Annotated in this window: 26 protein-coding genes and 1 tRNA gene; 11 read left to right on the forward strand and 16 right to left on the reverse strand. The window is 63.7% G+C overall.

The features are described 5' to 3' along the window. Positions 1-24: 24 nt before the first annotated feature. Positions 25-435, forward strand: coding sequence for a nucleotide pyrophosphohydrolase (locus IE158_RS04335; RefSeq protein WP_229838890.1), 411 nt, complete (start codon positions 25-27; stop codon positions 433-435). Here IE158_RS04335 and tsaB read toward each other — a convergent pair. Next, a complete protein-coding gene (gene tsaB / locus IE158_RS04340; protein WP_189642440.1) occupies positions 422-973 on the reverse strand; it encodes a tRNA (adenosine(37)-N6)-threonylcarbamoyltransferase complex dimerization subunit type 1 TsaB in 552 nt (183 codons plus the stop codon). The two genes, IE158_RS04335 and tsaB, sit on opposite strands and share 14 nt — an antisense overlap. A gap of 186 nt (positions 974-1,159) precedes the next feature. On the opposite strand from tsaB, the gene IE158_RS04345 reads away from it, so the two are divergent. Further along, positions 1,160-2,302, forward strand: a complete 1,143-nt coding sequence (locus IE158_RS04345; protein ID WP_189642441.1) for a citrate/2-methylcitrate synthase — start codon at positions 1,160-1,162, stop codon at positions 2,300-2,302. A 134-nt stretch (positions 2,303-2,436) separates the two neighbouring features. Here IE158_RS04345 and IE158_RS04350 read toward each other — a convergent pair whose 3' ends face one another. From IE158_RS04350 to IE158_RS04360, 3 genes are all read right to left on the reverse strand, one after another. Continuing rightward, positions 2,437-2,913 carry a hypothetical protein gene (locus tag IE158_RS04350; protein WP_189642442.1) on the reverse strand — a complete coding sequence of 159 codons (477 nt, stop codon included), beginning with the start codon at positions 2,911-2,913 and terminating at the stop codon, positions 2,437-2,439. 70 nt (positions 2,914-2,983) lie between these two features. After that, positions 2,984-3,439: a metallophosphoesterase family protein gene (locus IE158_RS04355; RefSeq protein WP_189642443.1), complete on the reverse strand. Its 456-nt coding sequence runs from the start codon at positions 3,437-3,439 to the stop codon at positions 2,984-2,986. Positions 3,440-3,548: 109 nt separating this feature from the next. Beyond that, positions 3,549-4,010: a hypothetical protein gene (locus tag IE158_RS04360; protein WP_189642444.1), complete on the reverse strand. Its 462-nt coding sequence runs from the start codon at positions 4,008-4,010 to the stop codon at positions 3,549-3,551. A gap of 171 nt (positions 4,011-4,181) precedes the next feature. On the opposite strand from IE158_RS04360, the gene IE158_RS04365 reads away from it, so the two are divergent. Then, positions 4,182-5,720 carry an outer membrane protein assembly factor BamB family protein gene (locus IE158_RS04365; RefSeq protein WP_189642445.1) on the forward strand — a complete coding sequence of 513 codons (1,539 nt, stop codon included), beginning with the start codon at positions 4,182-4,184 and terminating at the stop codon, positions 5,718-5,720. 229 nt (positions 5,721-5,949) lie between these two features. On the opposite strand, the gene IE158_RS04370 is transcribed toward IE158_RS04365, so the two are convergent. Continuing rightward, positions 5,950-6,025 (reverse strand) — tRNA-Ala (locus IE158_RS04370). A 273-nt stretch (positions 6,026-6,298) separates the two neighbouring features. Between IE158_RS04370 and treP the strand changes: the two genes are divergently transcribed. From treP to IE158_RS04390, 4 genes are all read left to right on the forward strand, one after another. Further along, positions 6,299-7,777, forward strand: coding sequence for a PTS system trehalose-specific EIIBC component (gene treP, locus IE158_RS04375; RefSeq protein WP_189642446.1), 1,479 nt, complete (start codon positions 6,299-6,301; stop codon positions 7,775-7,777). Positions 7,778-7,856: 79 nt separating this feature from the next. Further along, on the forward strand, positions 7,857-9,506 hold the full coding sequence (locus IE158_RS04380) for an alpha,alpha-phosphotrehalase (protein WP_189642447.1): 1,650 nt from the start codon (positions 7,857-7,859) through the stop codon (positions 9,504-9,506). A gap of 74 nt (positions 9,507-9,580) precedes the next feature. Continuing rightward, the gene (gene guaB / locus IE158_RS04385) at positions 9,581-11,092 is read left to right on the forward strand and encodes an IMP dehydrogenase (protein ID WP_189642448.1); all 1,512 of its coding nucleotides are present in this window, start codon (positions 9,581-9,583) and stop codon (positions 11,090-11,092) included. A 3-nt stretch (positions 11,093-11,095) separates the two neighbouring features. Continuing rightward, complete coding sequence (locus IE158_RS04390; protein WP_189642449.1) at positions 11,096-11,740, forward strand: site-2 protease family protein; 645 nt, start codon at positions 11,096-11,098, stop codon at positions 11,738-11,740. On the opposite strand, the gene IE158_RS04395 is transcribed toward IE158_RS04390, so the two are convergent. The 6 genes from IE158_RS04395 to IE158_RS04420 all read right to left on the reverse strand — a co-directional run bounded on the left by IE158_RS04395 (position 11,737) and on the right by IE158_RS04420 (position 17,201). Beyond that, positions 11,737-12,891 (reverse strand): tRNA nucleotidyltransferase/poly(A) polymerase family protein, encoded by a 1,155-nt coding sequence (locus tag IE158_RS04395; protein ID WP_229838891.1) that lies wholly within the window; start codon positions 12,889-12,891, stop codon positions 11,737-11,739. The genes IE158_RS04390 and IE158_RS04395 overlap by 4 nt on opposite strands. Before the next feature lie 41 nt (positions 12,892-12,932). Beyond that, positions 12,933-13,412: a MaoC family dehydratase gene (locus tag IE158_RS04400; RefSeq protein WP_189642487.1), complete on the reverse strand. Its 480-nt coding sequence runs from the start codon at positions 13,410-13,412 to the stop codon at positions 12,933-12,935. Between the two features lie 5 nt (positions 13,413-13,417). Further along, positions 13,418-14,296, reverse strand: a complete 879-nt coding sequence (locus tag IE158_RS04405) for an HpcH/HpaI aldolase/citrate lyase family protein (protein ID WP_189642450.1) — start codon at positions 14,294-14,296, stop codon at positions 13,418-13,420. A gap of 31 nt (positions 14,297-14,327) precedes the next feature. Continuing rightward, a complete protein-coding gene (gene gatA, locus IE158_RS04410; protein WP_189642451.1) occupies positions 14,328-15,791 on the reverse strand; it encodes an Asp-tRNA(Asn)/Glu-tRNA(Gln) amidotransferase subunit GatA in 1,464 nt (487 codons plus the stop codon). A 49-nt stretch (positions 15,792-15,840) separates the two neighbouring features. Continuing rightward, the gene (gene scpB, locus IE158_RS04415) at positions 15,841-16,389 is read right to left on the reverse strand and encodes an SMC-Scp complex subunit ScpB (RefSeq protein ID WP_189642452.1); all 549 of its coding nucleotides are present in this window, start codon (positions 16,387-16,389) and stop codon (positions 15,841-15,843) included. A gap of 191 nt (positions 16,390-16,580) precedes the next feature. Further along, positions 16,581-17,201 (reverse strand): L-threonylcarbamoyladenylate synthase, encoded by a 621-nt coding sequence (locus tag IE158_RS04420; protein WP_189642453.1) that lies wholly within the window; start codon positions 17,199-17,201, stop codon positions 16,581-16,583. Positions 17,202-17,292: 91 nt separating this feature from the next. On the opposite strand from IE158_RS04420, the gene pilC reads away from it, so the two are divergent. From pilC to IE158_RS04435, 3 genes are all read left to right on the forward strand, one after another. Then, positions 17,293-18,513, forward strand: coding sequence for a type IV pilus assembly protein PilC (gene pilC, locus IE158_RS04425; RefSeq protein ID WP_189642454.1), 1,221 nt, complete (start codon positions 17,293-17,295; stop codon positions 18,511-18,513). A gap of 279 nt (positions 18,514-18,792) precedes the next feature. Further along, positions 18,793-19,815, forward strand: coding sequence for a PP2C family protein-serine/threonine phosphatase (locus tag IE158_RS04430; RefSeq protein ID WP_189642455.1), 1,023 nt, complete (start codon positions 18,793-18,795; stop codon positions 19,813-19,815). A gap of 39 nt (positions 19,816-19,854) precedes the next feature. Then, positions 19,855-20,232: a RidA family protein gene (locus IE158_RS04435; RefSeq protein ID WP_189642456.1), complete on the forward strand. Its 378-nt coding sequence runs from the start codon at positions 19,855-19,857 to the stop codon at positions 20,230-20,232. A 68-nt stretch (positions 20,233-20,300) separates the two neighbouring features. Here IE158_RS04435 and IE158_RS04440 read toward each other — a convergent pair whose 3' ends face one another. The 3 genes from IE158_RS04440 to rocF all read right to left on the reverse strand — a co-directional run bounded on the left by IE158_RS04440 (position 20,301) and on the right by rocF (position 23,202). Further along, positions 20,301-21,203 (reverse strand): hypothetical protein, encoded by a 903-nt coding sequence (locus IE158_RS04440; protein ID WP_189642457.1) that lies wholly within the window; start codon positions 21,201-21,203, stop codon positions 20,301-20,303. Positions 21,204-21,319: 116 nt separating this feature from the next. Then, positions 21,320-22,219, reverse strand: coding sequence for an N-carbamoylputrescine amidase (gene aguB / locus IE158_RS04445; RefSeq protein ID WP_189642458.1), 900 nt, complete (start codon positions 22,217-22,219; stop codon positions 21,320-21,322). Positions 22,220-22,302: 83 nt separating this feature from the next. Then, positions 22,303-23,202 (reverse strand): arginase, encoded by a 900-nt coding sequence (rocF, locus tag IE158_RS04450; protein ID WP_189642459.1) that lies wholly within the window; start codon positions 23,200-23,202, stop codon positions 22,303-22,305. Between the two features lie 487 nt (positions 23,203-23,689). On the opposite strand from rocF, the gene IE158_RS04455 reads away from it, so the two are divergent. Then, on the forward strand, positions 23,690-24,208 hold the full coding sequence (locus tag IE158_RS04455; RefSeq protein ID WP_189642460.1) for a pyrophosphohydrolase domain-containing protein: 519 nt from the start codon (positions 23,690-23,692) through the stop codon (positions 24,206-24,208). 27 nt (positions 24,209-24,235) lie between these two features. Here IE158_RS04455 and IE158_RS04460 read toward each other — a convergent pair whose 3' ends face one another. Both IE158_RS04460 and IE158_RS04465 read right to left on the reverse strand, forming a co-directional pair. Continuing rightward, complete coding sequence (locus tag IE158_RS04460; RefSeq protein WP_189642461.1) at positions 24,236-24,877, reverse strand: histidine phosphatase family protein; 642 nt, start codon at positions 24,875-24,877, stop codon at positions 24,236-24,238. Positions 24,878-24,912: 35 nt separating this feature from the next. Further along, positions 24,913-25,425, reverse strand: a complete 513-nt coding sequence (locus IE158_RS04465; RefSeq protein ID WP_189642462.1) for a hypothetical protein — start codon at positions 25,423-25,425, stop codon at positions 24,913-24,915. Positions 25,426-25,436: the final 11 nt, after the last annotated feature.

The following is a 25,436-nucleotide window of genomic DNA, read 5'->3' on the forward strand; positions in this document are numbered from 1 at the left end:
CCCCCGGCAAGCTACCCTGAGCCCATGACCGAACTTCCGATGACTCCCGGCAGCAGCCCACTCACTTTTGAGGAGGCCCGCCGCCGGGTGGACGCTTTTATCTCGCAATTTGAAGAAGGCTACTTCCCGCCGCTGCTGATGCAGGCTCGCCTCACCGAGGAAGTGGGCGAAATTGCCCGCGTGATTGCCCACCAGAACGGCAAGACGCCCAAGCCCGGTGAGGACGTGGGCGACCTAGAGATGGAGTTGGCCGACTTGCTGTTCGTGATGCTGTGCCTGGCAAACGAACGTGGCCTGAGCTTGGAGCGCGGCTTTGAGCGGATGATGGCCAAAGTTGAGGGCCGTGATGCTGACCGCTGGACACGCAAGGTTGCAGCTTCCCAGAGACTGCCTGCCGATGGCGTGCCTGCAGATAGCTTGACTACAGATAGCTGAGATGCAGTTGCGGCTGTGCTCTTCCCAGCGTCTGGGCGGCGCGGATCAGGCTTAGGCCGCTTGGAGTGGTCTCTTGCCGCAGCTCGGCCCCCTGTTGCTGGGCCAAAGCCACAAAGTCGGCCTGTGCGTATTTCGCGGGAGCCTGGAGTTCGGCGACGCCGCTTGCTTCTACCCGGTACAGTGCGCCGTAAACATTGTCCTTGCGGGCGTCCAGCGCGGGAGCCTGTGTTCCTGGCTGCTCCGACAGCAGGGCGCAGAGCGTTGAGACACCCGTCAGCTCTGCCGACCACACCCGCGCCAGCGCCAGGGCGTAGCTGGCTCCAATCCGCACGCCGGTATATGACCCGGGCCCCATACCGATCACGATCCGGTCTGCCCGTAGCTCCAGCCCCGCGTCTTGGAATAGGGCTTCCACTCCACTCGGCAGGCGCTCGGCGTGGGCCCGTTCAATACGCTCTGCGCTTTCTAGCTCGCCGCCTGGCCAGTGCAGGGCCAGGGTGAGATAGGGCGTGGAGGTGTCTAGCGCCAGAGTGATCACGCAGGCCAGTGTAGCTGCCCCATCGGCGGCATGCTGCGCTGAGCTGGCAGTGCGGGCCTGTTGTCACTGCCGCAGGAACCGGGGGTGCTGAGCATGCATTTGAGCCCCATTTGCACTCATTCTGGGCCGTTTTTGTGGTCTGCGCTGTGGGGGCGGTGAGGGCAGAGGTGCTATGGTGAGCGCACTATGACCCAGAATCAAGACATTGCCAAGGGGCTCGAAGGAGTTCGCTTCACGGAGAGCAAGCTGACGTTCATCAACGGTCAGGAAGGCATCCTGACCCACCTGGGGATTCCCATTCAGGAATGGGCCGAAAGCAGCACCTTCGAGGAGTTAAGCCTGGCATTGCTGCTCGGACGCCTGCCGAACGCTCAGGAGCTGGCCGAGTTCGACGCTGAGCTCAAGGCCAACCGCGAAATCCCTGCTCAGCTGCAAGATATGATTCGCGGCATGCCGCAGGGTGCCGTACCCATGCAAGCACTGCGTACGGCGGTGTCGTACCTCGGCCTGCTGGACGCCCAGTCCGAAGACATCACCCCGGAAGCCCGCCGCGCCATCTCGGTACGCCTGATTGCCCAGATGTCCACCATTATCGCCGCGATTCAGCGTGCCCAAAGTGGCAAGGACATTGTGGCTCCCCGCGCTGACCTGACCCACGCTGGCAACTTCCTGTACATGCTCAACGGCACTGAGCCGACCACCGAGCAGGCCCGTCTGTTCGATATTGCCCTGATTCTGCACGTGGACCACGGCATGAACGCCAGCACCTTTACTGCCATTGCCACTTCCAGCACCCTCAGCGACATGTACTCGGCCATGACCAGCGCCATCGGTGCGCTCAAGGGGCCGCTGCACGGCGGGGCCAACGAGCAAGTGATGGTGATGCTGGATGAAGTAGGAAGCCCCGAAAAGGCCGCCGACTACATCAACCAGAAACTGGACAACAAGGAAAAGATCATGGGCGTGGGGCACCGCGTCTACAAGAACTTTGATCCCCGCTCCCGCGTGCTGCGCGACTACGCCGCACTGGTGGCCGACAAAGAGGGCAAGAGCACCTACTACCAGATCCTGGAACAGATCGAAAAAACTGTGGTGGAGCGGCTCGGTGACCGGGGCATCTACCCCAACGTGGACTTTTACTCCGGTACGGTGTACACCGACCTGGGCATTCAGAAAGAGTACTTCACCCCGATTTTTGCGCTGGCCCGCATCAGTGGCTGGTGCGCTTCGGTGATTGAGTACACTGCCGACAACCGTTTGCTGCGCCCCAGCTCGGTCTATACCGGCGAGTCGGACGCCCACTACGTGCCTATGCAGGACCGTCAGTAAAGCGGGACTGTCAGTAAAGTTGGTCAAGCGGGATTCCTTTCCTGCTGACCTGCCAAGAAAAGCAGCCAGAGCATTTGGCCCTGGCTGCTTTTCTTGGAGCCATACCTGGGGCATGGTCTCAGGCTGGCTAGACTTTAAGCCGTCATGGCTCCCGCGCTGTTGACTGCGCTTTCCAGGCTGTTGAATATTTCTGCTTCAAAACGGTGCAGGTGGGTGGCCAGCCGCTGAGCTTCATCTGGTCCGGTGCTGCTCAGCCACACCACCGTGCGCCCCACAATGGCAAAGGTGGCGGGCATGTCCTCGTCTCCGGATTCCTCCTCGACGGGGTCCAGCACCAGCATTCCGAAATCCAGGGTCTGATTCATCAGGTTCAGGCCCATCAGCGAGTCGGGCAGCGAATCTTCTTCTACGAAAATGTCCAGCGGCATGTTGGCCCGTACCAGCACCTCGCCTTCGCCGCCCCGTGCCACGTCCAGCACGATGCGGTGGTCACCGACTTCAACCAGGGCTCCCTCCTCCAGCCAGTCTGCGTGCAGCCCCAACTGACGCAGCGCCGTAACCAGATGTTCGGTGAGCGGGCTGGAAGCGTGGGCGGCAGGGTGAAGCGTCATGTGGGGGAGTATATCGGTTGCCCTGAGCGCTGACCGTAAGCCTGTCCAGGCCACGCCGGTCCAGGACTGCTTAGGCCAGCTCCACAGCAGTCACGCTGAGGCTGGGCAGGTCCAGCCAGGCACAGGCCACCGGCAGGCTGAAGCGCCGTGGTCCCACGGAGCCAGGATTCAAATACAGCACCCCGCTGTCATGGCGCTGCTCAGGCCGGTGGGTATGACCGAAGATCACGGCGTCGATGCCCGCCGCCTGCGGTGAAAGGTCCAGGTCGTCCAGGCGGTGCAGCATATAAAGGAAGCGCCCGCCCACTTCAACCAGTTCGGTCGCGGGGAGCTGGCTGAGTGGAGGAGCTGTATCCACGTTGCCGCGCACAGCATGGACGGGGCAGTTCGCCGCTTCTCTGAGCGCCGAGAGCACTTCGGGCTTCCCCACATCGCCTGCATGCAGGACCAGCTCGGCTTGTGGCAGCAGCGCCAGCACTTCGGGGCGCAGCAGGCCGTGCGTATCGGACAGGACAAGGACTCGCATGTTCCGCAGTGTAGAGGGTGTCATACATCCTCGCTTGCTGACCTCTCGCGCCCTCCCAGCGGACCAAAAAAAGCCCCCCGGGGCTGGGGGGCAGTGGAGAGCAGGAAGTTTAGAGGCGGCTACGGATGGCGCGCAGCGAGTCGCTGTCGGCCCAGGCCATGCCCTGGCTGACATAGGCGCTGGCCGCAGCGCGGTCACCACGCTGCAACGCCAGGTAAGCCAGTTTGGCGGCGCTGAGGCTGGCCCACTGACGCTCGGTGGCGTTCAGGTTGTCCATGGCGCTCCAGGTGTTGTAGGCGTTGATCCACCACTGGGTCTTGGTGTACAGCTGGGCCAGATAAGCCTGGTAGTCGCGGTTGCCGGGTTCCATGCGGGCCGCACCATAGGCGCTATCCACGCTGGCCTTCCACAGGGTGCGGTCATAGAACGCCTGGGGGTAGGCCACGTCAGCCTGCACAGCGTACTCCTGAGCCTGGCTGTACAGATCAGCGGCGGTGGCGGTGGTGGCCTGCTGGGCCTGAGCGCCTGCGGCACCCATCACCAGGGCAGTCAGCATCAGAGTCTTTTTCATAACTGACCTCATCTTAGACCAGCTAGGCTAAAAAGCGTTCATCTGCTCCGCCACCGCTTCAGGGTCTGTCCATGTGACGTGAAGACTCGCTTAAGGAATACCGAAAATATGAGACATCTACGAGAAAATGTAATGAGGATTGCAATAGCTTTGCTGTCTGGACTGTGGTCTGTGGCCAGCGCTCAGTCGGCGCTGAGCCAGCAGGAGCCTAGTTGGGCGGCGAGCATTGGTGCGCTGTCTGGGGCGGCCAGTGTGGAAGGCGGCGCAGTCGTGCTTGGGGCTGAGCGGCAGGTCTACCGTATCGGTGCAGCGGGGCAAGTGCAGTGGCAAGCGCCGCTGGGTGATATTGGCCGGGCTTTTCCGCTGGTGCGCCCAGACGGTTCGCTGCTGGTGGCCGCTTATGATGACCGGCTGTATGCCCTCAGTGCTGCTGGGCAGCCCCTGTGGAATACGCGGCTGGACGGCGACATTTTTGCCAGTCCGGCGCTGCTGCCAGACGGCTCAGCGGTGGTGGCGACGGCTGGCGGCAGCCTTTACCGAATCGGGGCCAGCGGTGAGGTGCTGTGGCGTCAGCCGCTGGGCGCGCCAAGCTATTCCAGTCCCGCTGTAGGCCAGGGTGGGCAGATCTACCTGGGCTCACAGACGGGCAAGGTGTTTGCTTTTGACCAGGCGGGGAATGCGCTGTGGACCTTTCAGGCGGGGCGCTCGGTGTTCAGCTCTCCGGCCCTGGACGCGGCTGGCAACCTGTACTTTGGCTCGGCAGACCGTCACCTCTACTCGCTTACACCCCAGGGCCAACTGCGCTGGAAGCAAGCCCTGACTGGTTTTGTGAATGCCAGTCCTATCGTTACGGCGCGGGAGCAGGTGGTGGTCGGCAGCTTCGGCGGCGAGCTGAATGCGTACCGTCTGGACGGCACTCCGGCCTGGAGCTACCCGGCGGGTGCGGCGATTACGGTGGCGGCCACCGAGCTGTGGAACGGCGATCTGCTGGTGGGTGACCTGAGCGGAGTGCTGCACCGGGTGTCCGCTGCCGGACAGGCCGTGAGCCGTCAGGACTTGGGCGAGCGTATGGACACCCCAGTGACGGTGGCCGATGATGGCACCTGGCTGCTGGTCGTTGACGGCCAACTGCGTGCTTATGCTGGCGGCTGGCCGCAGGCGGCGGGGCCGTGGTCGTCTTTTCGCAACACTCCCCAGGGCTGGGGAAGGACCCTGACTGAAACCGAGCAGACGGCGCTGCTCATCCGGCGTCGGCAGACGGCTGCATCTCTGGAAGCAGTCCAGGCCATGCCGCCTACACCTGCTCCCGCAGACCCTGTGCCTGCTCCGGTGTTGCCAGAGCTTGCCGGACGGCCTGACCTTCCTGCCCCCTCCGGCACTGGAATCGGTCAGCCACGTCTGATTGGTGGACGGGTGCATTTGCCGCTGCCTGCACTCGCCGCCGCATACGGGTTGGAGCTGCGTCCTCTGACGGGGCAGCCTGAGCAGCCAGCGCAGGCCGAACTCGTTCAAGGGGAACAGCGCTGGTCCGTGCCCGCCGTGCTGGTAGGTGGTGTGCCTTACGCCAGCATTGGTGATTTGGGGCGGCAAACTGGGGCGCGGATCATCACTTCCGCCCAGGGCCTGCAAGTGGAGTGGGCAGGGCAGACCCAGTTTTGGCCGCTGGACTGGGTGGACCTGTACGCCAATCCGCTACCACGTCCCTTTTGACAAAGCGGTGCGGTCATTTCCGTGAGCGGAGTGAGGGCAATACGCCCCGTGGGGCGGAATGACGAAATATGGAGTCCATAGATTGAGGCGCGAGTACCCACCTCACCTCCATCTGAGTCCCGCCCTCCGCCTCAGCGCTGCGGTGCTGCACTTGCAAAAGCACCCGCCTTCACTGGTTGGAGGCGGGTGCTTCTGTCGGAGCTGGCCCTGATTTTTGATGGAATCAACTTGGTGGAGTTAAGGGGAGTCGAACCCCTGACCTCGTCATTGCGAACGACGCGCTCTCCCAACTGAGCTATAACCCCGGATAATTTCCCACTGCTGCCAAACGGCAAAAAGGGCAAAAGAAAATCTACCACCTTCCACCGCTGCCAGCAAGTCCTGGCTTCCCTCGGCGGCAGGGATATACTGATCTCCACTTTTTCCTACCGATTTTTCCATGCTGTCACGGTGTCGCGGCCAGAAATAACACCCTGCTTTTCGGCCAAAGGCAAGAATTGGCCTATATATCCTATTTTCTTCTGCTCGTCTTTCGGCTTTCCCATAAAGCCCACTTTGTCTATCCCTGAAGGAGAACCATGACCCAGAATTACGCCCAGGACGCTCAAGCTTTGCTTCAGCTTGTTGGTGGCCAGAGCAACATCAGTGCCGTCACCCACTGCATGACCCGGATGCGCTTTGTGCTGGTAGACCCGGCCAAAGCTGATGTGGCCGCCATTGAGCGCCTGCCTTCGGTCAAGGGTACTTTTACCCAGGCCGGACAGTTTCAGGTGGTGGTCGGCAACGGTGTGTCGGACTTCTATAACGAATTCACGCGTCTGGCTGGCGTGCAGGGTGTGTCGGGCGAGGCCGCCAAAGAAGCCGCCAAGCAGAACCAGAACCCCTTGCAGCGCGCGATGACCAACATCGCCGAGATTTTTGCGCCGATTATTCCCGCGATTATCGTGGGCGGTTTGATTCTGGGCTTCCGCAACGTGATTGGGGAAATGCGCGTGTTCGGCAACGGCGAACAGACCCTGACCGAGCTGAGCCAGTTCTGGAGCGGGCTTAATTCCTTCCTGTGGCTGATTGGCGAGGCCATTTTCCACTTCCTGCCGGTGGGCATCACCTGGTCCATCACCCGCAAGATGGGCACCACCCAGATTCTGGGCATCGTGCTGGGCTTGACGCTGGTGTCTCCGCAGCTGCTCAACGCCTACTCGGTGCCCACCACGGCCCCCGGTGACGTGCCTTTCTGGGACTTCGGCTTTGCTCAGCTGCCCATGATCGGCTACCAGGCCCAGGTGATTCCGGCAATTCTGGCGGGCTTTACCCTGGTCTACCTGGAGCGGTTCTTTCGCCGCATCACCCCGCAAGTGGTGTCCATGATCGTGGTGCCGTTCTTTGCGCTGCTGCTGTCGGTCATCATCGCGCACGCGGTGCTGGGGCCTATCGGCTGGACCATCGGCGGCTGGATTTCGGGCATCGTCTCGGCGGGGCTGGCCTCCAGCTTTAATGTGCTGTTTGCGGCCTTGTTCGGCTTCCTGTATGCGCCGCTGGTCATTACGGGGCTGCACCACATGACCAACGCCATTGACCTGCAGCTGATTGCCGATACCGGCGGCACCAACCTGTGGCCCATGATTGCGCTGTCCAACATCGCGCAGGGCTCGGCGGTGCTGGCGATGATCTTCCTGCAAAAGCGCGACACCCAGGCCAAGGAAATCAGTGTGCCCGCAGCGCTTTCGTGCTACCTGGGCGTGACCGAACCGGCCATGTTCGGGGTGAACCTCAAGTATGTGTTTCCGTTTTTTGCCGCTATGGCAGGCTCGGCCCTGGCTGCGGTGTACTCCATCGCCACTGGCGTGGTCGCCAACTCTATCGGTGTGGGCGGCCTGCCCGGCATCCTGTCTATCAAGGTGCCGTCCATGCTCAATTTTGCTGTCGCCATGCTGATTGCGGTTGTGGTGCCGTTCATCATCACCTGGGTGGTGGGCAAGCAGCGCGGCCTGGATAAGATGGGCGCGGTGGATTCGGTGGAGGCAGACACGCTTCAGATGCCCACGCCGCGCGGCTGAGGCCAGCCGTCAACACCTTTCGTCCCTGTGGGTCGGCCCGGACACTCCGAGTCGGCCCCACGTTTTTAAGGAGATGCCCATGCAACCCCTACGTGATTTCCGCCAGAGCGTGATCTACCAGATTTACCCCAAGAGCTTTCAGGACTCAGGCGGCGACGGCCTGGGCGACCTGCCCGGCGTGGTGGCCCGGCTGGATTACCTGGCGGCGCTGGGGGTGGATTACCTGTGGCTTACGCCTTTTTTCGTGTCGCCACAGCGCGACGGCGGCTACGATGTGGCCGACTACCGGGCAGTAGACCCCCGTTTTGGGACAATGGCCGATGTCGAAGCCCTGATTGCAGGAGCACGCGAGCGCGGCATGGGCGTGATGCTGGATATGGTCTTTAATCACACCTCCACCGAGCACGAGTGGTTCAAGCGGGCGCTGGCCGGGGAGCAGGCCTATCAGGACCGCTACATCTTTCGTGCGGGCACGCCAGAGCAGCCGCCCACCAACTGGCAGAGCAAATTCGGTGGCCCGGCCTGGGCCTGGTCGCCTGAAGTGGGCAAGTGGTATCTGCACCTGTTCGATGTGACGCAGGCTGACCTGAACTGGGACAACCCTGCTGTGCGCCGCGAGCTACATGACGTGGTGCGCTTCTGGCTGGAGAGGGGCGTGGCCGGATTCCGCTTTGACGTGGTGAACCTGATTTCCAAGCCGGAGGTGCTGGAAGACGACCTCCAGGGCGATGGCCGCCGCTTTTATACCGACGGGCCACGGGTGCATGACTACCTCCGCGAGCTGAGCCGCGAAACCGGGTTGGCGCAGGCCGTCACGGTGGGGGAGATGTCGTCTACCACGGTGGAGCACTGCATCCTCTATACCCAGCCGCAGCGCGGCGAGCTGAACATGGTGTTCAACTTTCATCACCTCAAGGTGGACTACGCTGGCGGCGACAAGTGGACGCTAATGCCTCCCGACTTTCTGGAGCTCAAGCGCATCCTGTTCGGCTGGCAGCAGGCCATGAGCGACGCGGGCGGCTGGATGGCGACCTTTTGGGGCAACCATGATCAGCCCCGGCCCGTTTCGCGCTTCGGGAGCGATGACCCCCAGCACCGTACTGCCGCCGCCAAAATGCTCGCGACGGCAGGGTTGTTGCTGCGGGGCACGCCGTATATCTTTCAGGGGGAAGAACTGGGGCTGCCCAATGCCCGCTTCGGGTCCATCCACGATTACCGCGACGTGGAAAGTCACAATGCCTATACGCTGATGCGGGAGCGCGGGCTGAGTGACGCGCAGGCGCTGGACGTGCTGGCGGCGCGGTCCCGAGACCAGGCCCGCACGCCGATGCGCTGGACCCCGGAAGGTGGCTTCAGCACCGCTGAGCCCTGGCTGGCTGACCCGCACGCGGGGGCCAGCGGCCTGAGCGTACAGGAGCAACTGGCTGACCCGGATTCGGTGCTGCAGCATTACCGTGCCCTGATCGCCCTGCACCACCAGCCGCTGTTTGCCTACGGGGAGATAGAGCCACTGCTGCTGAATCACCCGCAACTGTTTGCCTACCGCAGACATCTGGAAGGCAAAAGCGCCCTGGTGGTCTGCAACTTTTCGGCTGAGCCTGTCACCGTGCCGCTGACCGTGTCACCTGGGGGCACCTTGTTGCTGGGCAACCTGCCGGGCACAGCGCCCCAGCAGGGCGAAGACCTGATCCTGCGCCCCTACGAAGCGGTGGTGTACCGGTTGGCCTGAGGGCCCAGGGACGCGGCCACCCGCCTGGAATCAGAGCACCATGACCCGGCGGGGCAGCGGGTACACTGACTTGCATGACCCAGGAGCCTACGCCGCCCGCTTATGACCCCGCCGACCAAGAGGCCCGCTTCCAGTACAAATTCGGACAGGAGGGCATCACCTTCGATGATGTGTTGCTGACCCCCCGGCACTCACAGGTGTTGCCCAGCGACGTCAATATTCAGACGCAGCTCACCCGCCGCATTCGGCTGAATATTCCTTTTATCTCGGCGGCAATGGACACCGTGACCGAAACTGCGATGGCCGTGGCCCTGGCCCGCGAAGGTGGCATCGGCGTGATCCACAAGAACATGCCTATAGATACGCAGGCCGAAATGGTGCGCAAGGTCAAGCGCAGCGAAAGCGGCATGATCACCGACCCCATCACCCTGCCCGCCACCGCCACCGTCGCTGACGCAGACCGGCTGATGGGCGAATACAAGATCAGCGGGGTGCCGATCACGGACGCTGAAGGTCACCTCCAAGGCATCATCACCAACCGTGACATGCGCTTTGTGGACGACCTGAGCACCCCTATCCAGGATGTGATGACCAAAGAGGACCTGGTCACCGTGCCGGTGGGCACCACGCTGGAGCAGGCCCGCGAGATTTTCAAAGGCCACCGCATCGAAAAGCTGCTGGTGACCGACAGCGATGGCACCCTGCGCGGCCTGATTACCATCAAGGACCTGACCAAGCGCATGAAGTACCCGAGTGCGGCCAAGGATGAGCTGGGCCGCTTGCGAGTAGCGGCAGCCATCGGCGTCAGCGCTGACCTGATGGACCGGGCAGCGGCGCTGGTGGCGGCTGGGGCCGACGTACTGGTGCTGGACAGTGCCCACGGGCACTCGCAGGGCATTTTGCGGGCGCTGGAGCAGGTCAAGAATCAATTTGAGGTGGATGTAATCGCTGGCAATATTGCCACCCGTAGCGGTGCCCGTGACCTGATTCTGGCCGGGGCTGATGCGGTCAAGGTGGGTATTGGCCCCGGCTCTATCTGCACCACCCGCGTGGTGACGGGGGTGGGCGTGCCCCAGATCACGGCCATCTTTGAGGCCAGCGCGGCGGCGATGGAAGCGGGCATTCCAGTCATTGCTGACGGCGGCATCAAGCAGACCGGCGATGTCCCCAAGGCGCTGGCCGCCGGGGCTAACGTGGTGATGATGGGCTCGGCCCTGGCCGGCACCGACGAAGCCCCCGGCGAAATGGTGCTGCGCGACGGTCGGCGCTACAAGTCGTACCGTGGCATGGGCAGCTTGGGCGCAATGGGCGAGGGCAGCAGTGACCGCTACTTCCAGAGTGGCACCCGCAAGTTCGTGCCAGAAGGCATTGAGGGCATCGTGGCCTACCGGGGCACGGCGGGCGAGGTGCTGTACCAGTTTGCGGGCGGCCTGAAGTCCAGCATGGGCTACTGCGGCGCGGCTGACCTGGACGCTCTGCGCCGCGACGCACAGTTCGTACGGATTTCGGGGGCCAGCCTGGTCGAAAGCCACCCTCACGGCGTGACGATTACCAAAGAAGCGCCCAACTACGGCGGGGGGCGCTGAGTCATGGGCCTGCTTGGGCTACTTCAGACCGACCCGGTGGCTTTTGTCATCACGGCGCTGGCCCTGATGATGGCGCTGGCCTTCCACGAGTTCGCGCATGCCTGGACGGCGGACCGTTTCGGGGACCCCACGCCGCGCTCACAGGGCCGGGTCACGCTGAATCCTCTGGCACACCTGGACCCCTTTGGCACGCTGCTGCTGCTGCTGGCGGGTTTCGGTTTCGCCAAGCCGGTGATGGTCAACATGAGCCGCCTGGGCCGCTGGCAGAACTTCTGGGTGGCGGCGGCGGGGCCTCTCAGCAATATCTTGCTGGCGGTGCTGGCGGGGGTGGTGCTGCGTTTCCTGCCGCCGGAGCTGGTCTTCGGGGCGAATTTGCAGGAGCTGACCACACTGGGGCAGGTGCTGCTGGTGTTCTTTTCGCTGAATGTGGGCCTGGCGGTGTTCAACCTGTTGCCGATTCCTATGCTGGATGGCAGCCGGATTCTCTCGGGGCTGGTGCCCCCCCTGGGCCGCGCCCTGATGGAATTCGAGCGCAGTCCGCTCAGCTTTGTGGCCGTCATGGCTTTTATTCTGCTGTTCCAGGGCCAGCTCGGCCAGTTCCTGCGTATGGTGCGTGAGTGGGCACTGGGACTGGTGTTTGCTGTTTAGTGTTGCCCGTTGCCTGTGGGCCGCTCCTGCCACGCGTGCAGGGCGGCCCATTCTTCGTCCCGGCTGCTCACTTCTCCTGAACCGCGCAGCGCTTGCAAATGCCCCAGCGCCTGCCCCAGCCCCGGTCCCGGTGCCCAGCCAGCGGCCAACAGGTCGCGGCCTTGCAGCGGCTCGTAGTCTGGGCGCTGCGGAAAAAGCACGCGGCGGAGTGTCTGTTCAGGGCTGCCGGGCGCAAAAGTGGTGTGCGAGCGGGCGCGTTCCAGCAGCCGGGTGGGGGCGCTGCTGAGGCCCAGGCGTTCCTGCCAAAGCCCGGGTTGTTCTGCACCGTGCAGCAGGGCGGCGGCGTAGCCCACTGGCCCGGCACCTGCCGCGTGCAGGGACCGCCAGAGGTCTTCCAGGCCGTTGGGTAGGACGGCCCCGGCACCCCATTCCCGCAACCTGGCAGCGGCCTGGGCGGGGTCAGGCTCGTGAAGCAGCAAGCCCAGCTCGGCCCACAGGCGCGGGGTGGCGTGGGCCAGGGCCAGAGCGTCGGGCACTTGGCGCAACAAGTCTGGATGAGGTCGCAAGTCCAGCCGCGCGGCCAGACGTGCGGCGCGGATCAGGCGGCTGGCATCTTCGTGCAGCGAGTGGGCGTGCAGCGGGCGCAGGGTGCGGGCGTGCAGGTCGGGCAGGCCGCCGGTAGGGTCCAGCAACTCCGGCTCACTCAGCTTCAGGGCCAGCGCATTGAGGGCAAAATCGCGCCGCCAGAGGTCGTCTGTGAGCGTACCCGCCTGGGCGACGGGCCGCTGTCCGGGGACCGGATAGGTTTCGGATCGCGCCCGGATCAGATCGGCGCTGCGTCCGCCGGGGAGGGAGAGGGTAGCGTTGTCGAACTGGGGATGGAAGGTGTAAGGCAGGCCGGTGCGGGCGCTGTAGCGGCGTGCCAGCTCAGCCACGCTCAGACCGCCGGTGGTGTCCAGCACGATATCCAGGTCGGGCGAGTCGGCGGGCACATCCAGCAGCGCGTCGCGCACAGCACCGCCTACCAGTGCCAGCTCCCCCTGTCCAGCGGTGTCGGCATGTAGGTCGCTCAGAAACTGCCGGTCAGCGGGGGAGAGAGCCTGCCAGACCTGTGCCCCCGCCGCATCCATGTTTCCTTGCAATCCCGCCATAAGGGGCAGTGTACCGACTGGGCCACGGTCTCCCGTAGCGCTCAGGGCTGCGCCGGGCCGCCCTGCATCAGCATGGTGCGGGTGCACTCGGCCACCACTTCACCGCGCTGGTTGAGGGCGCGGTGCCGCACGGTGACGATGCCCTGACCAGGGCGGCTGCGGCTGGGCCGGGCTTCAAGCACTTCCGACTCGGCGCGGATGGTGTCGCCGTGAAAGACGGGGGCCGGGAACCGCACGCCATCCAGGCCCAGGTTGGCGATCAGGGTGCCCAGCGTCAGTTCGTGTACGCTCAGGCCCACCAGCAGGCTGAGGGTCATCATCGAATTGACCAGTGGCTGCCCAAACTCGCTCTGCGCGGCGTACTCAAAATCCAGGTGCAGCGGCTGCGGGTTCATGGTCAGCGTCGTAAAGAAAATGTTGTCGCTCTCGGTCAGCGTGCGGGTGATCCGGTGGCGAATCACCGTGCCGGGCGGCAACTCCTCGAAGTAGCGGCCCTGGGGGCGCAGCAGGTCGGCGTTCAGTTCGGTCATTGCGCGTTCTCCTTTCCAGCCTGGGCCAGTGCAGCGCGGGCGGTGGCCAGCATTGGCTCATCCACCATCTGCCCCTCAAACGAAAATGCCCCGTGCCCAGCCTGTGCAGCCTCGGCGGCGGCGTCCAGCAGGGCGCGGGCGCGGGCCAGCTGCGCTTCACTCACGCCAAACAGTTCGTTGCTGAGCGGCACCTGCGCTGGGTGGATGCACAGCTTGCCGCCGTAGCCCAGGCTGCGGCCCTGCGCGGCGTCCTCGCGGAAGCGGGCATCGTCGTTCAGCGCCGTAACCACGATGTCCAGCGCGTGGGTGCCGGTCAGCCGGGCGGCCAGCGCCACCTGCGAGCGGGCGTACAGCACCTCCTGATTGCCGGGAGTGCGGACCCCGCCCAGGTCGGTGATGTAGTCCTCTGCACCGAAATACGCCCAGCGCACGCAGTCCTGCCGCAAGATGGCGTGCGCGTTCCAGACGCCCGCCCCGGTTTCCAGCCCGGCCAGAATCGGCAGGTCAAGCCCGCGTTCGCGCAGGGCGTCGCGGGCCATTTCGACATCTACCGCGGCTTCCAGCTTGGGCACCACGACTCCGGCCAGTCCAGCGTGCAGTGCGGCTAGGTCTTCCCCAAAAAAAGGCGAGTGGACCGCGTTGACCCGCACGAACACCGCCAGCTGTGGATGCTCCGCGCACAGGGCCTCGCTGCCCGCGCGGGCAATGGGCCGGGCGTCGGCTTTGGCCTGGGGGGTGGCCGGTACGGCGTCTTCAAGGTCAATGACGACGGCGTCGGGGTCAGAGCGGGGCAGCTTGGCCATCAGATCGGCGCGGCCACCCGGCGCAAACAGTACCGAGCGGGGCCGCAGGGCGGCGGGCTGAGTTGTGGACATGCAGTCAGTCTAGAGCACAGCCCGCCGCCGCTTACAGGCTGAATTCTTCGTAGCCCGCAGGCACCTCTACCTGCACGGCTCCCAGGTCTTCCAGCGCGGCGGCCAGAGCCACCAGCCGGGCGTCGTCTCCAGCGCGGGCCACGAATTGCAGGCCCACTGGGAGCTGCTCACCGTCCACCGTCTCGAAACCGGCGGGCACGTTCAGCGCGGGTACGCCAGCCAGATTTACGGCGACAGTGTTCACGTCGGCAGCGTACATGGCGAGGGGGTCGCCGCTGCGTTCGCCCAGGCGGAAAGCGGGAAAAGGACTGGTGGGCATCAGCAGCACGTCAAAGCGGCCAAAGGCGTCTACGAACTCCTGTGCGATCAGGCGGCGTACCTGTAGGGCCTTGGTGTAATAGCGGTCCGAGTACCCACTGCTGAGGATAAACGTGCCCAGCATGATGCGCTTTTGGACTTCGGCCCCAAAGAATTCCTCGCGGGTGCGCCGCATGGTTTCGTCTGCGCCGCCCGCCCCCTCGGCGCGGCGGGCATAGTGCATGCCGTCAAAGCGCGACAGGTTGGAGCTGGCCTCGGCCATAGCGACCACGTAATAGGTAGCGACTGCGTGGTCGAGGTGTGGCAGGCTGACTTCTTCTATCTCTGCGCCGGCCCCAGTCAGGGCTGCCTGCATGCGGCTCAGCGCTGCGTCCACGCCAGGGGTCAGTCCACGCCGGCCCTCGGTGACCAGGCCCACCCGCAGGCCACGCAGGTTCAGGGCGCTGCCGAACTCTGCCGAGTCACTCAAGCTGGTGGCGTCGTGGGGGTCATGGCCTGCCATCACGCCCATGACCAGGGCCAGGTCAGCGGCGCTCAGGGCAAAGGGGGCCACTGTGTCCAGGCTGCTGGCATAGGCCACCAGACCAGAGCGGGAAATGCGCCCGTAGGTCGGCTTGAGGCCGTAGACGCCGCACAGTGCAGCGGGCTGCCGCACCGAGCCGCCGGTGTCGCTGCCCACGGTGAGCGGAGCCAGTCGGGCGGCGATGGCCACCGCGCTGCCGCCGGAGCTGCCGCCCGGCACGCGCCCGGTGCCCCAGGGATTGAGGGTGGGGCCAAAAGCACTGTTCTCGGTGCTGGACCCCATCGCGAACTCGTCCATGTTGGCTTTGCCCACCACTACGGCTCCAGCGTCCATCAGCCGCTGCACTGCGGTGGCCGTGTAGGGCGAGCGGTATTCGGCCAGCATGTGGCTGGCGCAGGTGGTCCGGGTGCCACGCAGGTTGAGGTTATCCTTAATAATGACAGGCACCCCCGCCAATGGAAGAAGTTCGTCAGTGTTGAGCCGCCGCTTCAGCGCCTGAAGTTGCTCGCTGGGATCCACTTCACTCAGCACGGCATGGAGTGGGCTGGCGTCCCGCATCCGGCGCAGCGCCTCCTGAGCGGCGGCGTCCGGGGCCAGGGTGCCGCTGCGAACGGCCTGCGCAAGCGTGGTGGCGGGTGAAGGCAAACTGGGCATAGGCCCCAGTGTACCCGCCACTGCCCGGCTTTTTTGCGGCCTACCGTGCTCAGCCGCGCAGCAGTTCCGAGAAGTCGTTGCCTTCGAGTGGGGGCAGTTCTTCAAGCGCGGCCAGGCCAAATTCCACCAAGAACTTTTGGGTGGTGCCGTACAGGATGGGCTGCCCCACCGCGTCGCTGCGGCCCACCGCTTTGACCAGCTCGCGCTCCTGCAAGGTGACCAGCGGAGAAGCGCTGCCGCCGCGCATGGCTTCGATTTCGGCGCGGGTCACGGGCTGCCGGTAAGCGATCACGGCCAACACTTCCAGGGCCGCCTGGCTAAGCGGTGGGAGGGCTGGTGGGGCCAGGACCGGAGCCAGGCGCGGCCCCAGCTCTGGCGGCACGTACAGCCGCCAGCCCCCGGCCACCAGCTCGGCAGCCAGGCCCAGTTCGGGCAGACGGCCCTGCAACTCCTGCACCATGCGCAGCGTGGCGTCCTCGCTGAGCCCGGTGAGTCCGGCCAGCTCGCCCAGTCGCAGAGGCCGACCAGCTGCCAGCAGCGCTGCACAAATCAGTTGCAGCGGGGTAGGTTCGGACACGGGGCCAGACTGAGCGGACATACGGCCAAATATCATAGCGCTCCGCAGCGCTTCAGCCCGCGCAGCCCTTCCGGGCTGGGCAGGTCCAGCTCCTACGTACAGCGCTCAATGCCGCAACATTCCGAACATGCTGCTAAAAGCGTTCCTGGCCTTGGTTCCACCGCTGAGCTCCTGACCGGTTTGGCCGCAATCCGTATCAGTTGCAGCCCATATCAGTCCAGTGGCAGCTCATTCAACGCGGTGCCGCGTAACTGTGCCCGCACGGCATCCAGCGGCAACGCCCCGGCGCGCAGGACGCCCCATCCCGCTTCGCTGACGCGCAGTACGGTACTGGCTTCTCCGCTGGGAGGCTGGCTGCCCTCTGCGATAAACCTTCCTGCCAATCCTAGGGTGCGGGCTTCGGCTTCACTGCGGGCGACGGGTTGGCCGCTGAGATTCAGGCTGCTGGTCAGCAGACGGCCACCACTTTCACGTAGCAGCGCCTGAGCTGCCGGATGAGCTGGCACCCGCAGGCCCACCCACCCACCAGGGGCAAGGTATTCCGGCAGCCCGGCCTGCGCCTGTACCACCAGGGTGAGCGGTCCTGGCCAGAAGGTGGTCAGCGGGCGCAGCACTTCCGGGTGCAGAGCCCAGGACAGTGCCAGCTCCGGCGATGCGCACGACACCTGAAATGCCTGCTGTGGGTCGCGGCCTTTGGCCTGAATGAGTGCCTGCCAGCCTTCTTCACTGGGCGGTGCCCCCAGCCCCCAGACGGTTTCGGTGGGGAAAGCTGTCAGTAGCGCCAATGTCTTGGAACGGTCATGGCACTGCGGGGCAGATGAGAGAACTTTCATAACAAGATTCTGTCTGAAAGCGTCCGAGCGTGGGCTTGCCCCTTCATTCATATGCTTCTTGAGGATTCTAAAGAAAGCTTATAATTTTCACATGGCGGTTTATCAGTACAGAGTGCGTGACGGTTCGGGCAAGATTTTGACGTCACAGATGGAAGCGGACAGTATGGCCCAGGTCCGTGAGGCGCTGCGGTCTCGCAAGTTGATTATTCTCGATATCAAGGAGCCCGCTACGGGCCTGAATGCTGATATTAAGATTCCTGGCCTGAGCAACCGGCCCCCGGACCTCAAGACGGTGGCCCTATTCAGCCGCCAGATGGCGACGCTGATCAATGCTGGTGTGCCCCTGGTCCAGTCGCTGTTCATCATGCAAAAGCAGATTGAGCACAAGAGCTTTCAGGAGATTGTCCGCAGGGTGCGCGTGGATGTCGAAGGTGGCCTGCCGATGAGCGAGGCGATGGCCAAGCATCCCAAAGCATTCAACCGCCTGTACCTGAACCTGGTGCGGGCCGGTGAAACCTCAGGAACGCTGGAGCTGATTCTGGACCGCATTGCCGAGTTCCAGGAAAAGGACCTGGCCCTGCGCGGCAAGGTCAAGAAGGCGCTGACCTATCCGACCATTGTGCTGGTGTTCGCGCTGCTGATCACCTGGGGTCTGATCCGTTTTGTGGTGCCCACCTTCGGGGACATCCTGACTTCTATGAATGCGGAACTGCCCATCATCACCCGCATGTTGATGGCGATGTCGGATTTCCTGCAAAGCTATACCTGGGTTCTGGTGTTGCTCGCCGTCCTCATGTACGTGGCCTACCGCTGGTATTACTCCACGCCGCAGGGCCGGCGCGTGATTGACCAGATCAAGCTCAAGATGCCGCTGCTGGGGCCACTGGCACGCAAAGGTGCGATTGCTTCGTTTAGCCGCACTCTGGGGTTGTTGCTCAGCAGCGGGGTGAACATCATCGAATCGCTGGACATCACCAAGGGCACCGCCGACAACGCCATCATTGAGGAATCTATTGAGAACGGCAAAAACGTGGTGACGGTGGGTGAGCCGCTTAGCGGAAGTCTGGCGGCCAGCCCGGTGTTTCCCCCGATGGTCACCAGCATGGTGGCGATTGGTGAGGAAACTGGCGCGCTGGACGACATGCTGGAAAAGGTGGCTGATTTCTATGACCGCGAAGTCGAAGAAGCCGTAGACAGCTTGACCGCAGCCATTGAGCCGATCATGATTGTGGCCCTCGGCGGTATCGTGCTGTTTATTGTGCTGGGGATGTTCACGCCGATGTTCTCGATCATCAACACCCTCAGCGCCTAATGAAGCTGTTGGAGAGGGGCGGACATGTAGATGGTCCGCTTTTCTCTGGAATAGCCCGCCCCTCTTGGTCCACGCCGCAGCGGCAGGGCCGAATCAGAATCTGAAGTTCGCCGCCAGCTTGCCTATACCCCTTTCTGTCACGGAGTCTTTTTATGGTGCCCGGCCTTCTCTCTTTCAGCGGTCCTTCCACCTGCCCGGCTTGCAGGTGGTGGGAAACCGTTGTTTAGACCGCAGCTCGGTGCCCGCAGAGGTGGCGGGGCCGAGCTGAGAGCGGCCTGCTTGACCGATCCTGGGTTGCAGCGCCGGGGTTCAGTGAATCAGGATGCCGTGCTGGAGGCCAAGCTGCCCGGTGCTCAGTTGTTTGCGGTGGCGGACGGCATGGGCGGTCACGCCGCTGGTGAGCTGGCGGCCCACTTGGCCCTGAAGGCGTTTGCCGGTGTGGTTCAGCATCAGCGCGGGCGGCTGCAGCAGCGGATGATTTATGCCGCTGAAAGTGCCAATCAGGCGGTGTACCAGCGGGCCACAGGCGAGCTGAGCGGCATGGGGACCACCCTGCTGGCCGCTGTGGTGTCTCAGGGCGCTCTCTACCTGGCCCATGTCGGAGACTCGCGGGCGTACCTGCTGCGCGGCGAATCCCTGTTTCGGCTGACCGATGACCACTCCTGGGTGGCTGATCAGCTGCGGGCAGGCGCACTGACCCCCGAACAGGCCTGCACCCACCACTGGCGCAATGTGGTGAGCAACGCGCTGGGCGGTGAGGAACGGGTCCGGCTTGAACTGCTGAGTGTGCCCCTGGAAGCTGGTGACCGTCTGCTGCTGTGTACCGATGGGCTGTACGGCCCCGTTGGGGACCACAAGTTGCTGACCGTCCTGGGGCTGCCGCGCACGCCAGAGCAGACGGCCCAGACCCTGATTGATCTGGCGAATCAGGCCGGAGGGCCAGACAACATCTCAGCGGTGATCGTGGACATTCTGGATCCTGGGGGACCGCCGTCCCGTCCGCTGCCACGTCGCCAGGAAGGGCCCGTGTATGCCGATCAATTGCTCAGGCAAGTGCAGCAGGGCTCACCGCTCAGTTATATGCTGCTCGGCACGGTCTATATGCTGCTGCTGATGATGGCGTTGCTGCCCATGTACCGACTTTACACTGCCTTGCTGGGCCTGAGCCTGCTGGGCCTGCTGCTGCTGTATATGCGCTACTGGCAAGCCAAGCAGGAGCCGGTGCTGCGTCCTGAAGCGCGAATCACGCTGGGGCAGCCAGGCCAGGACTCGTGGAGCGGACGGGGGCCCCTGAATACCTGAAGGGGTCAGTTCCGGCCCCGCTTCGGTTAGATTGGGGACATGAAAGAACAAGTGAAGACGGATCAGGCAGCGCCTGCCATCGGTGCTTATAGCCAGGGCGTCAGCTTTGGCAATCTGGTGATTACCAGCGGTCAGCTGGCGCTGCTGCCCAGCGGCGAGTGGGCGGGCGGCGATGCCCGCGCCCAGGCCAAGCAGGCGATGGACAACCTGGGCGCGGTGTTGCGGGCTGCGGGGACCGACTATGACCGGGTGGTCAAAACCACCATTTTTGTGGCGAACATGGACGACTTTGCCGATATCAATGAGGTGTATTCGGGGTACTTCCAGCCACCTTTTCCGGCCCGCTCGCTGGTGCAGGTGGCCCGGCTACCCAAAGATGCCCTGGTCGAGATTGAGGCCATCGCCGAACTGCACTGACTTACGGGCAGACTTTGGCGGGCATCCTTTCTTCGGGATGCCCGCCGATCTGTCATGACGGGGTGGCCTCAGGGTCGGCCCGGTGGCACCTCGCTCTGATCGGCCAGGCGACCCATTTGGCTGTAATCACTGACACGGGCGTTGCTCTGCGCTGGGCCTGTCTGCCCTGCGGGGCTGCTGTCCAGCGTGCTTGCCAGTGCCTTGGCGTAGCGTCCAGCAGCCAGGAGCGGCAAGATATACATCAGGCTCAGGCCAAAAATGATGGGCAGCGCGATGAGAGTACCTACCATGCCCGCAGGATCAGCATCCATCAGGCCGCCCAGTAAGCTCAGGGGCAGGTAGATCACTTGCAGGACGATGAGCACTATGCACCAGGTATTCAGGCGGTCAGCGGCGGGCTTAAGGTACAGACCCTGCCCACTTAGCCGAGCGGTGGCCTGTGCCAGGAAACGGCGCAGGGCCGTGTAAGGAAAATAAACTCCCACCAGCAGAACACCTACCAGGAGCAGTAGGGCGAATATAAGGCCGGCCAGTGCTTCACCAGCCAGTGGAGTCTCGGTGATCTGAATGATAACCCAAGCGGCGAGTGTCCCCAGCACGTAAAAAGCCAGCGTTGCCCAGACAATCCCCATAATCCATTTTCCCAGCGTGCTGTCCAACTGCCGCAAGCGCCCTGCGTCGCCACCGTGTAGGGCCAGCTGTGCGGAGCGGTCCACCCATTCCTTGCCCCAGCTGAGCAGGCTCCAGTACACCCACAGGCTCAGCGCGATGAATGCAGCGGGGAGAGCGAGCAGCCATATGACCGAGCCTGCCTCTTGCAGAGTGTCGCCTGCGGATAATCCGTACAGCAGCGCGGCAAGGAGCGCCAGCAGTCCCAGACCACCAAACACCAGGTACAGGATGCGCCACACACCCAGCCAAGTGCTAAGACGGCTAGCGGCTTGTTGCAGCGGTGCATCAAGGTGAGTCATGTCTCTATTGTGTCGCTTTTTGTCAGCTTTGTGGGGTCAGAGTGCGCTGACCATCACCGGAAGCAGGTTCCTTGTGCGGTTCTGGGAAGCTGCTTTCCGATGGTCTTGAGGTCAAATCAGCCCCGGCGGGTGTGGCCGTCGGTGGTCATCAGTGGTGTGTACAGCTCTGGGCGGCGGTCCCGAAAAAAGCCCATGCCTGCGCGGAACCGCCGCGACTCGGCCAGGTCCAGGGTGTGGAGCAAAAAGCCTTCTTCTTCTTCGCCCAGTTCCGCGACGATGGCCCCGGTGTAGTCAGCCACGAATGAGTGGCCGTAGTAGGTTTGCTCGCTTCCTTCAACCACCTCGCGGCCAGTGCGGTTGCACGAGCCCACATAGACTGCGTTGCTGACCGCGTGGCCCTGCATGGCCCGCTGCCACATCTGGTAGCTGTTGGGGCTCTCCACTTCTGCCGGTTCGGAACCGATGGCGGTGGGATACAGCAGGAAATCGGCCCCCAGCAGCATCATGGCGCGGGCGGTTTCGGGATACCACTGGTCCCAGCAGATGCCCACGCCTACGCGTCCGAAGCGGGTGTCCCACACCCGGAAGCCCGTATCGCCAGGGTTGAAGTAATATTTCTCCTCGTAGCCGGGGCCGTCGGGGATGTGGGTCTTGCGGTAATTGCCCAGCACTTCGCCGTCCGCGTCAATGCACACCAGCGAGTTGTAGTACGCCTGCCCCGACGCCTCAAAGTAGCTGACCGGCAGCACCACGCCCAGTTCGCGGGCCAGGTCCTGGAAGCGGGGGATAAAGGGATGGTCGTCCAGTGGGTGCGCCAGCTCGAAATACTCCTCGCGCTCGGCCTGACAGAAATACAGGTTCTCGAACAGTTCGGGCAGCAAAATCACCTGGGCACCGGCGGCAGCGGCGGCCCGCACATGTTCCTCGGCGCGGGTCAGGTTGTCTTCCAGCTGGTCGGTCATATGCATCTGAATTACGGCCAGCTGTACGGTGTCAGGGGTGCCTTTACGCGTCATAGGTTCATTGTAGGGCGCGCGGAGATTACAGAAAGCGGAAGACTGGAACAGTGTGTCCATGCCTTCCGCTTTCTGATTTTTTCTTACATAATCCGCAGGCCCATCAGGCTGGCGGACATTTCGACCATCACCTCGGCGGTTTTGTTGCCGGTGTCCAGGGTGGGATTCACTTCTACGATGTCCATGCTGGTGACCCTACCGGTTTCGCACAGCAGTTCCATCAGTAGGTGGCCCTCGCGGTAGCTCAGGCCGCCGGGAACCGTGGTGCCGGTGCCGGGAGTCACGCTGGGGTCCAGTGCGTCGGCATCGTAGGAGACATGCAGGCGTTCCACGTCCGATAGGTACTCCGTGGTTTCTTCAAAAATCCGGGTGATACCGAGCTGGTCCACGTCCTTCATGGTGTAAATCCTGATGCCGTGCTCGCGCACCAGGGCCGCTTCTTTGGCGTCTACGCTACGAATACCGATCATCACGATGTCTTCAGTGCGCAGCCGCCAGTCGCCCGCCAGTGAGGCCAATTCCGGGTTGCCCAGGCCACACAACTGAGCGACGGGCATGCCGTGAATGTTGCCGCTGGGGCTACTGTCGGGGGTATTGAAATCGGTGTGGGCATCCACCCAAATCAGGCCCATACGGTGTCCCCGGTCATTGCCGCGCAGGGCATTGCCGGCCACAGTGCCCATGGCGATAGAGTGGTCGCCGCCGATGGTGATGGGGAAAATGTCGGCAGGTAGGGCACGCAGGCGCTCTACCGTCGCGCGGCTGGCGTCCAGAATCGGGCTGAGGAAATCCAGGCCACTGCCTGAGAACTTGTCCACACTTTCAGGGAGGGCCACCGGCACATCGCCCAGGTCGCGCACGCTGTGTCCTAACTCGCCCAGGCGTTGGGCCAGGCGGGCGTTCCGCAGGGCCGAAGGCCCCATATCCACGCCACGGCGGCCTGCCCCCAGGTCCATGGGGATACCGAGAATATTGATGTTCATATCAGCCAGCCTAGCGCCCGAAAACGCGTATGCCACGCGGCTGCAATTTTATAGGTTCGCTGTTGCGGCAGCGCACCAGCCAGAGTGATGGCGGGAGGGCGGGTTCAGTGCGCCGCTTGGTCAACCTTTTATGATCTCTGAGTTCATACTCCTGTCAGGAGAGGGTGCGATACTGCGCTAGGTTATGCAAGAACCCAGGGGCCACACAAGGCTGGCCCCGTCTGCCTGACCCCGCAGCTGAATTCATATTCCGGAAGATTTGCGCGGGTCAGCTCTGAGGGAGACGTCCACCTCGCCTGCACTGCAGGCCACAAAACGGACGTACGAGCGAGCCACGGCCGATGGCAGGTTCGATTCCTGCCACTCGCTGCACCCGGAGACCTTCCCAGTTGGGAAGGCTCTTTTTTTATTCTGTGCCTCATTTTGTTTTGGACTTGCCCCAGCCGCGTTCACTGCGTGAGCTTCCCAGCGCGTTAGATTCAGGAAGATGCGTGACCCTGACCCTGCCCTTCCCCCGCACCCGGCAGATTTCGCTGCCCAGCCAACCAGTGCCCAGCCAGCCGGTGCCCAGCCGGTGAACTACACCCAGGCCCTGCGTCAGTTTCACCAGGCGATTGGGGAGCCTGCTCCTGGCCGCCCAGCGCTGCCTTCGGCGGAGTTGCTGCAGATTCGCCGCATGCTGCTGAGTGAGGAATGGGCCGAGGTCCAAGAGGAATTGGATCTGCTGCAAGCTCGCTTGGCTTCCGGTACAGTGCAGCCAGACGCGCCCGCTGAGCTGCACCGCCTGGCCCACGAACTGACCGACTTGCTGTATGTCACCTACGGCACGCTGGTGCAGTTGGGCATAGACCCCGACGCCACCTTCACGGCGGTTCACCAGGCCAATCTGGGCAAGGTGGGCGGGCCCCTACGTAGCGACGGCAAGTTGCTCAAGCCTGAAGGCTGGCAACCGGCAGATGTGCGTGGGGTGCTGGAGCGCTTAGGGCGCGGTACAGAAGGCAGCTGAGCGGAACCCAGCTGCCTTCCGAAGGCCTTAGCCGGGCAGGGCCGCCAGATGGTCTTTAATGCCTAGCTCGGCACCGACGACTGCGCCGTCCCGGTAGGTCAGGCGCGAAAAAGCGGCGTTGGCATGATTAAAGCGGTGGGTGGGCCAGACCGTCTGGTAATCCTCCTCCAGCAAGCGGGTCAGCAGCGCAAAGATGGTGAGCTGATGGGCCACCACCGCCACCGTCTGACCGGGGCCGGGCAAGTGACCCTGTACGAAGCTGTAAGCCCGCTCAGCCACGTCAGTGCCGCACTCACCGCCGGGACATGCAAAGCTGGGGTCGCCGCCCCGGAAGCGCAGATAGTCGTCCGGGAACTGCGCTTCGATCTCGGTGATGCTCTGCCCATCCCAGTCCCCGAAAGCGATTTCGCGCAGGGCGGGCGACTGTTCTAGGGTGCCGCCCACCACGTCCTGCACAAGCTGCGCCGTTTGCAGGGCGCGGGGCAGGTCACTGCTCAGAATCAGGGGGGCCTGAACGCCCTCGGCATGGAGGCGCTGCGCGGTGACCTGGACCTGGGCGCGGCCTGTGTCATTCAGCGGGGTGTCGGTCTGACCTTGAAAGCGGCCCTGGGCATTCAGAGCAGTCTGGCCGTGGCGAATCAGGAAGAGGGTGCCGGAGTCAGCAGTCATGGAAAGCCAGTATGCCACCCAGGGCCGGGCCAGCCTTACAGCCGGATGCGGCGTGGGTCGGGAGCTTCCTGGCAGGTGGGCGCGCCCGCGTCGTACCAGCCCAGCGGGCGCAGGGAATCGCCGCACTCGCGCAGGTACAGCTGGGCATAGTGCTCGGCGTACCGCTCAAACAGCTGGGAGTGGTAGGCGTCCAGCCCCTCAGTGTTCGGGCTGACCTTGAGGTGGCGGCCCGCCGCGCAGTGCCCGAATTCGTGGGCCACCACCCGCACCAGAGCGGTGCGCGACAGCGTGGGGTCCAGGTCCACCACACACGAAAAAGCAGGCGGCAACGTCAGCGCCGTGCCTGCGAAGCGCGGCGTGGTGAGGTCGTCTGGTCGGTGGCCCAAGCTGGTGGTCAGGCCGCCCAGCGACCCCGGCGCGACCAGACGCCAGTGCACCGTCACGTCATGCGTGGTGGTGGTCCACTGGGCCTGGTCACGGGGCGGCACGGTGAACAGGCAGCCTGTGAGCAGCAGGGCCAGTGGCAAAAGGCTCAGCAGCGAACGCATGGCCCCAGTAT

This window comes from Deinococcus piscis (assembly GCF_014653275.1).
In the GTDB taxonomy this organism is placed as follows: domain Bacteria; phylum Deinococcota; class Deinococci; order Deinococcales; family Deinococcaceae; genus Deinococcus; species Deinococcus piscis.

Excerpts from the sequence above, each read along its gene's own strand:
- IE158_RS04335 (WP_229838890.1), top strand. The coding sequence starts at position 25 with ATGACCGAACTTCCGATGACTCCCGGCAGCAGCCCACTCACTTTTGAG.
- IE158_RS04345 (WP_189642441.1), top strand. The coding sequence starts at position 1,160 with ATGACCCAGAATCAAGACATTGCCAAGGGGCTCGAAGGAGTTCGCTTC.
- IE158_RS04350 (WP_189642442.1), bottom strand. The coding sequence starts at position 2,913 with ATGACGCTTCACCCTGCCGCCCACGCTTCCAGCCCGCTCACCGAACAT.
- IE158_RS04355 (WP_189642443.1), bottom strand. The coding sequence starts at position 3,439 with ATGCGAGTCCTTGTCCTGTCCGATACGCACGGCCTGCTGCGCCCCGAA.
- IE158_RS04360 (WP_189642444.1), bottom strand. The coding sequence starts at position 4,010 with ATGAAAAAGACTCTGATGCTGACTGCCCTGGTGATGGGTGCCGCAGGC.
- treP (WP_189642446.1), top strand. The coding sequence starts at position 6,299 with ATGACCCAGAATTACGCCCAGGACGCTCAAGCTTTGCTTCAGCTTGTT.
- IE158_RS04380 (WP_189642447.1), top strand. The coding sequence starts at position 7,857 with ATGCAACCCCTACGTGATTTCCGCCAGAGCGTGATCTACCAGATTTAC.
- guaB (WP_189642448.1), top strand. The coding sequence starts at position 9,581 with ATGACCCAGGAGCCTACGCCGCCCGCTTATGACCCCGCCGACCAAGAG.
- IE158_RS04390 (WP_189642449.1), top strand. The coding sequence starts at position 11,096 with ATGGGCCTGCTTGGGCTACTTCAGACCGACCCGGTGGCTTTTGTCATC.
- IE158_RS04395 (WP_229838891.1), bottom strand. The coding sequence starts at position 12,891 with ATGGCGGGATTGCAAGGAAACATGGATGCGGCGGGGGCACAGGTCTGG.
- IE158_RS04405 (WP_189642450.1), bottom strand. The coding sequence starts at position 14,296 with ATGTCCACAACTCAGCCCGCCGCCCTGCGGCCCCGCTCGGTACTGTTT.
- gatA (WP_189642451.1), bottom strand. The coding sequence starts at position 15,791 with ATGCCCAGTTTGCCTTCACCCGCCACCACGCTTGCGCAGGCCGTTCGC.
- scpB (WP_189642452.1), bottom strand. The coding sequence starts at position 16,389 with ATGTCCGCTCAGTCTGGCCCCGTGTCCGAACCTACCCCGCTGCAACTG.
- IE158_RS04420 (WP_189642453.1), bottom strand. The coding sequence starts at position 17,201 with ATGAAAGTTCTCTCATCTGCCCCGCAGTGCCATGACCGTTCCAAGACA.
- pilC (WP_189642454.1), top strand. The coding sequence starts at position 17,293 with ATGGCGGTTTATCAGTACAGAGTGCGTGACGGTTCGGGCAAGATTTTG.
- IE158_RS04435 (WP_189642456.1), top strand. The coding sequence starts at position 19,855 with ATGAAAGAACAAGTGAAGACGGATCAGGCAGCGCCTGCCATCGGTGCT.
- IE158_RS04440 (WP_189642457.1), bottom strand. The coding sequence starts at position 21,203 with ATGACTCACCTTGATGCACCGCTGCAACAAGCCGCTAGCCGTCTTAGC.
- aguB (WP_189642458.1), bottom strand. The coding sequence starts at position 22,219 with ATGACGCGTAAAGGCACCCCTGACACCGTACAGCTGGCCGTAATTCAG.
- rocF (WP_189642459.1), bottom strand. The coding sequence starts at position 23,202 with ATGAACATCAATATTCTCGGTATCCCCATGGACCTGGGGGCAGGCCGC.
- IE158_RS04455 (WP_189642460.1), top strand. The coding sequence starts at position 23,690 with ATGCGTGACCCTGACCCTGCCCTTCCCCCGCACCCGGCAGATTTCGCT.
- IE158_RS04460 (WP_189642461.1), bottom strand. The coding sequence starts at position 24,877 with ATGACTGCTGACTCCGGCACCCTCTTCCTGATTCGCCACGGCCAGACT.
- IE158_RS04465 (WP_189642462.1), bottom strand. The coding sequence starts at position 25,425 with ATGCGTTCGCTGCTGAGCCTTTTGCCACTGGCCCTGCTGCTCACAGGC.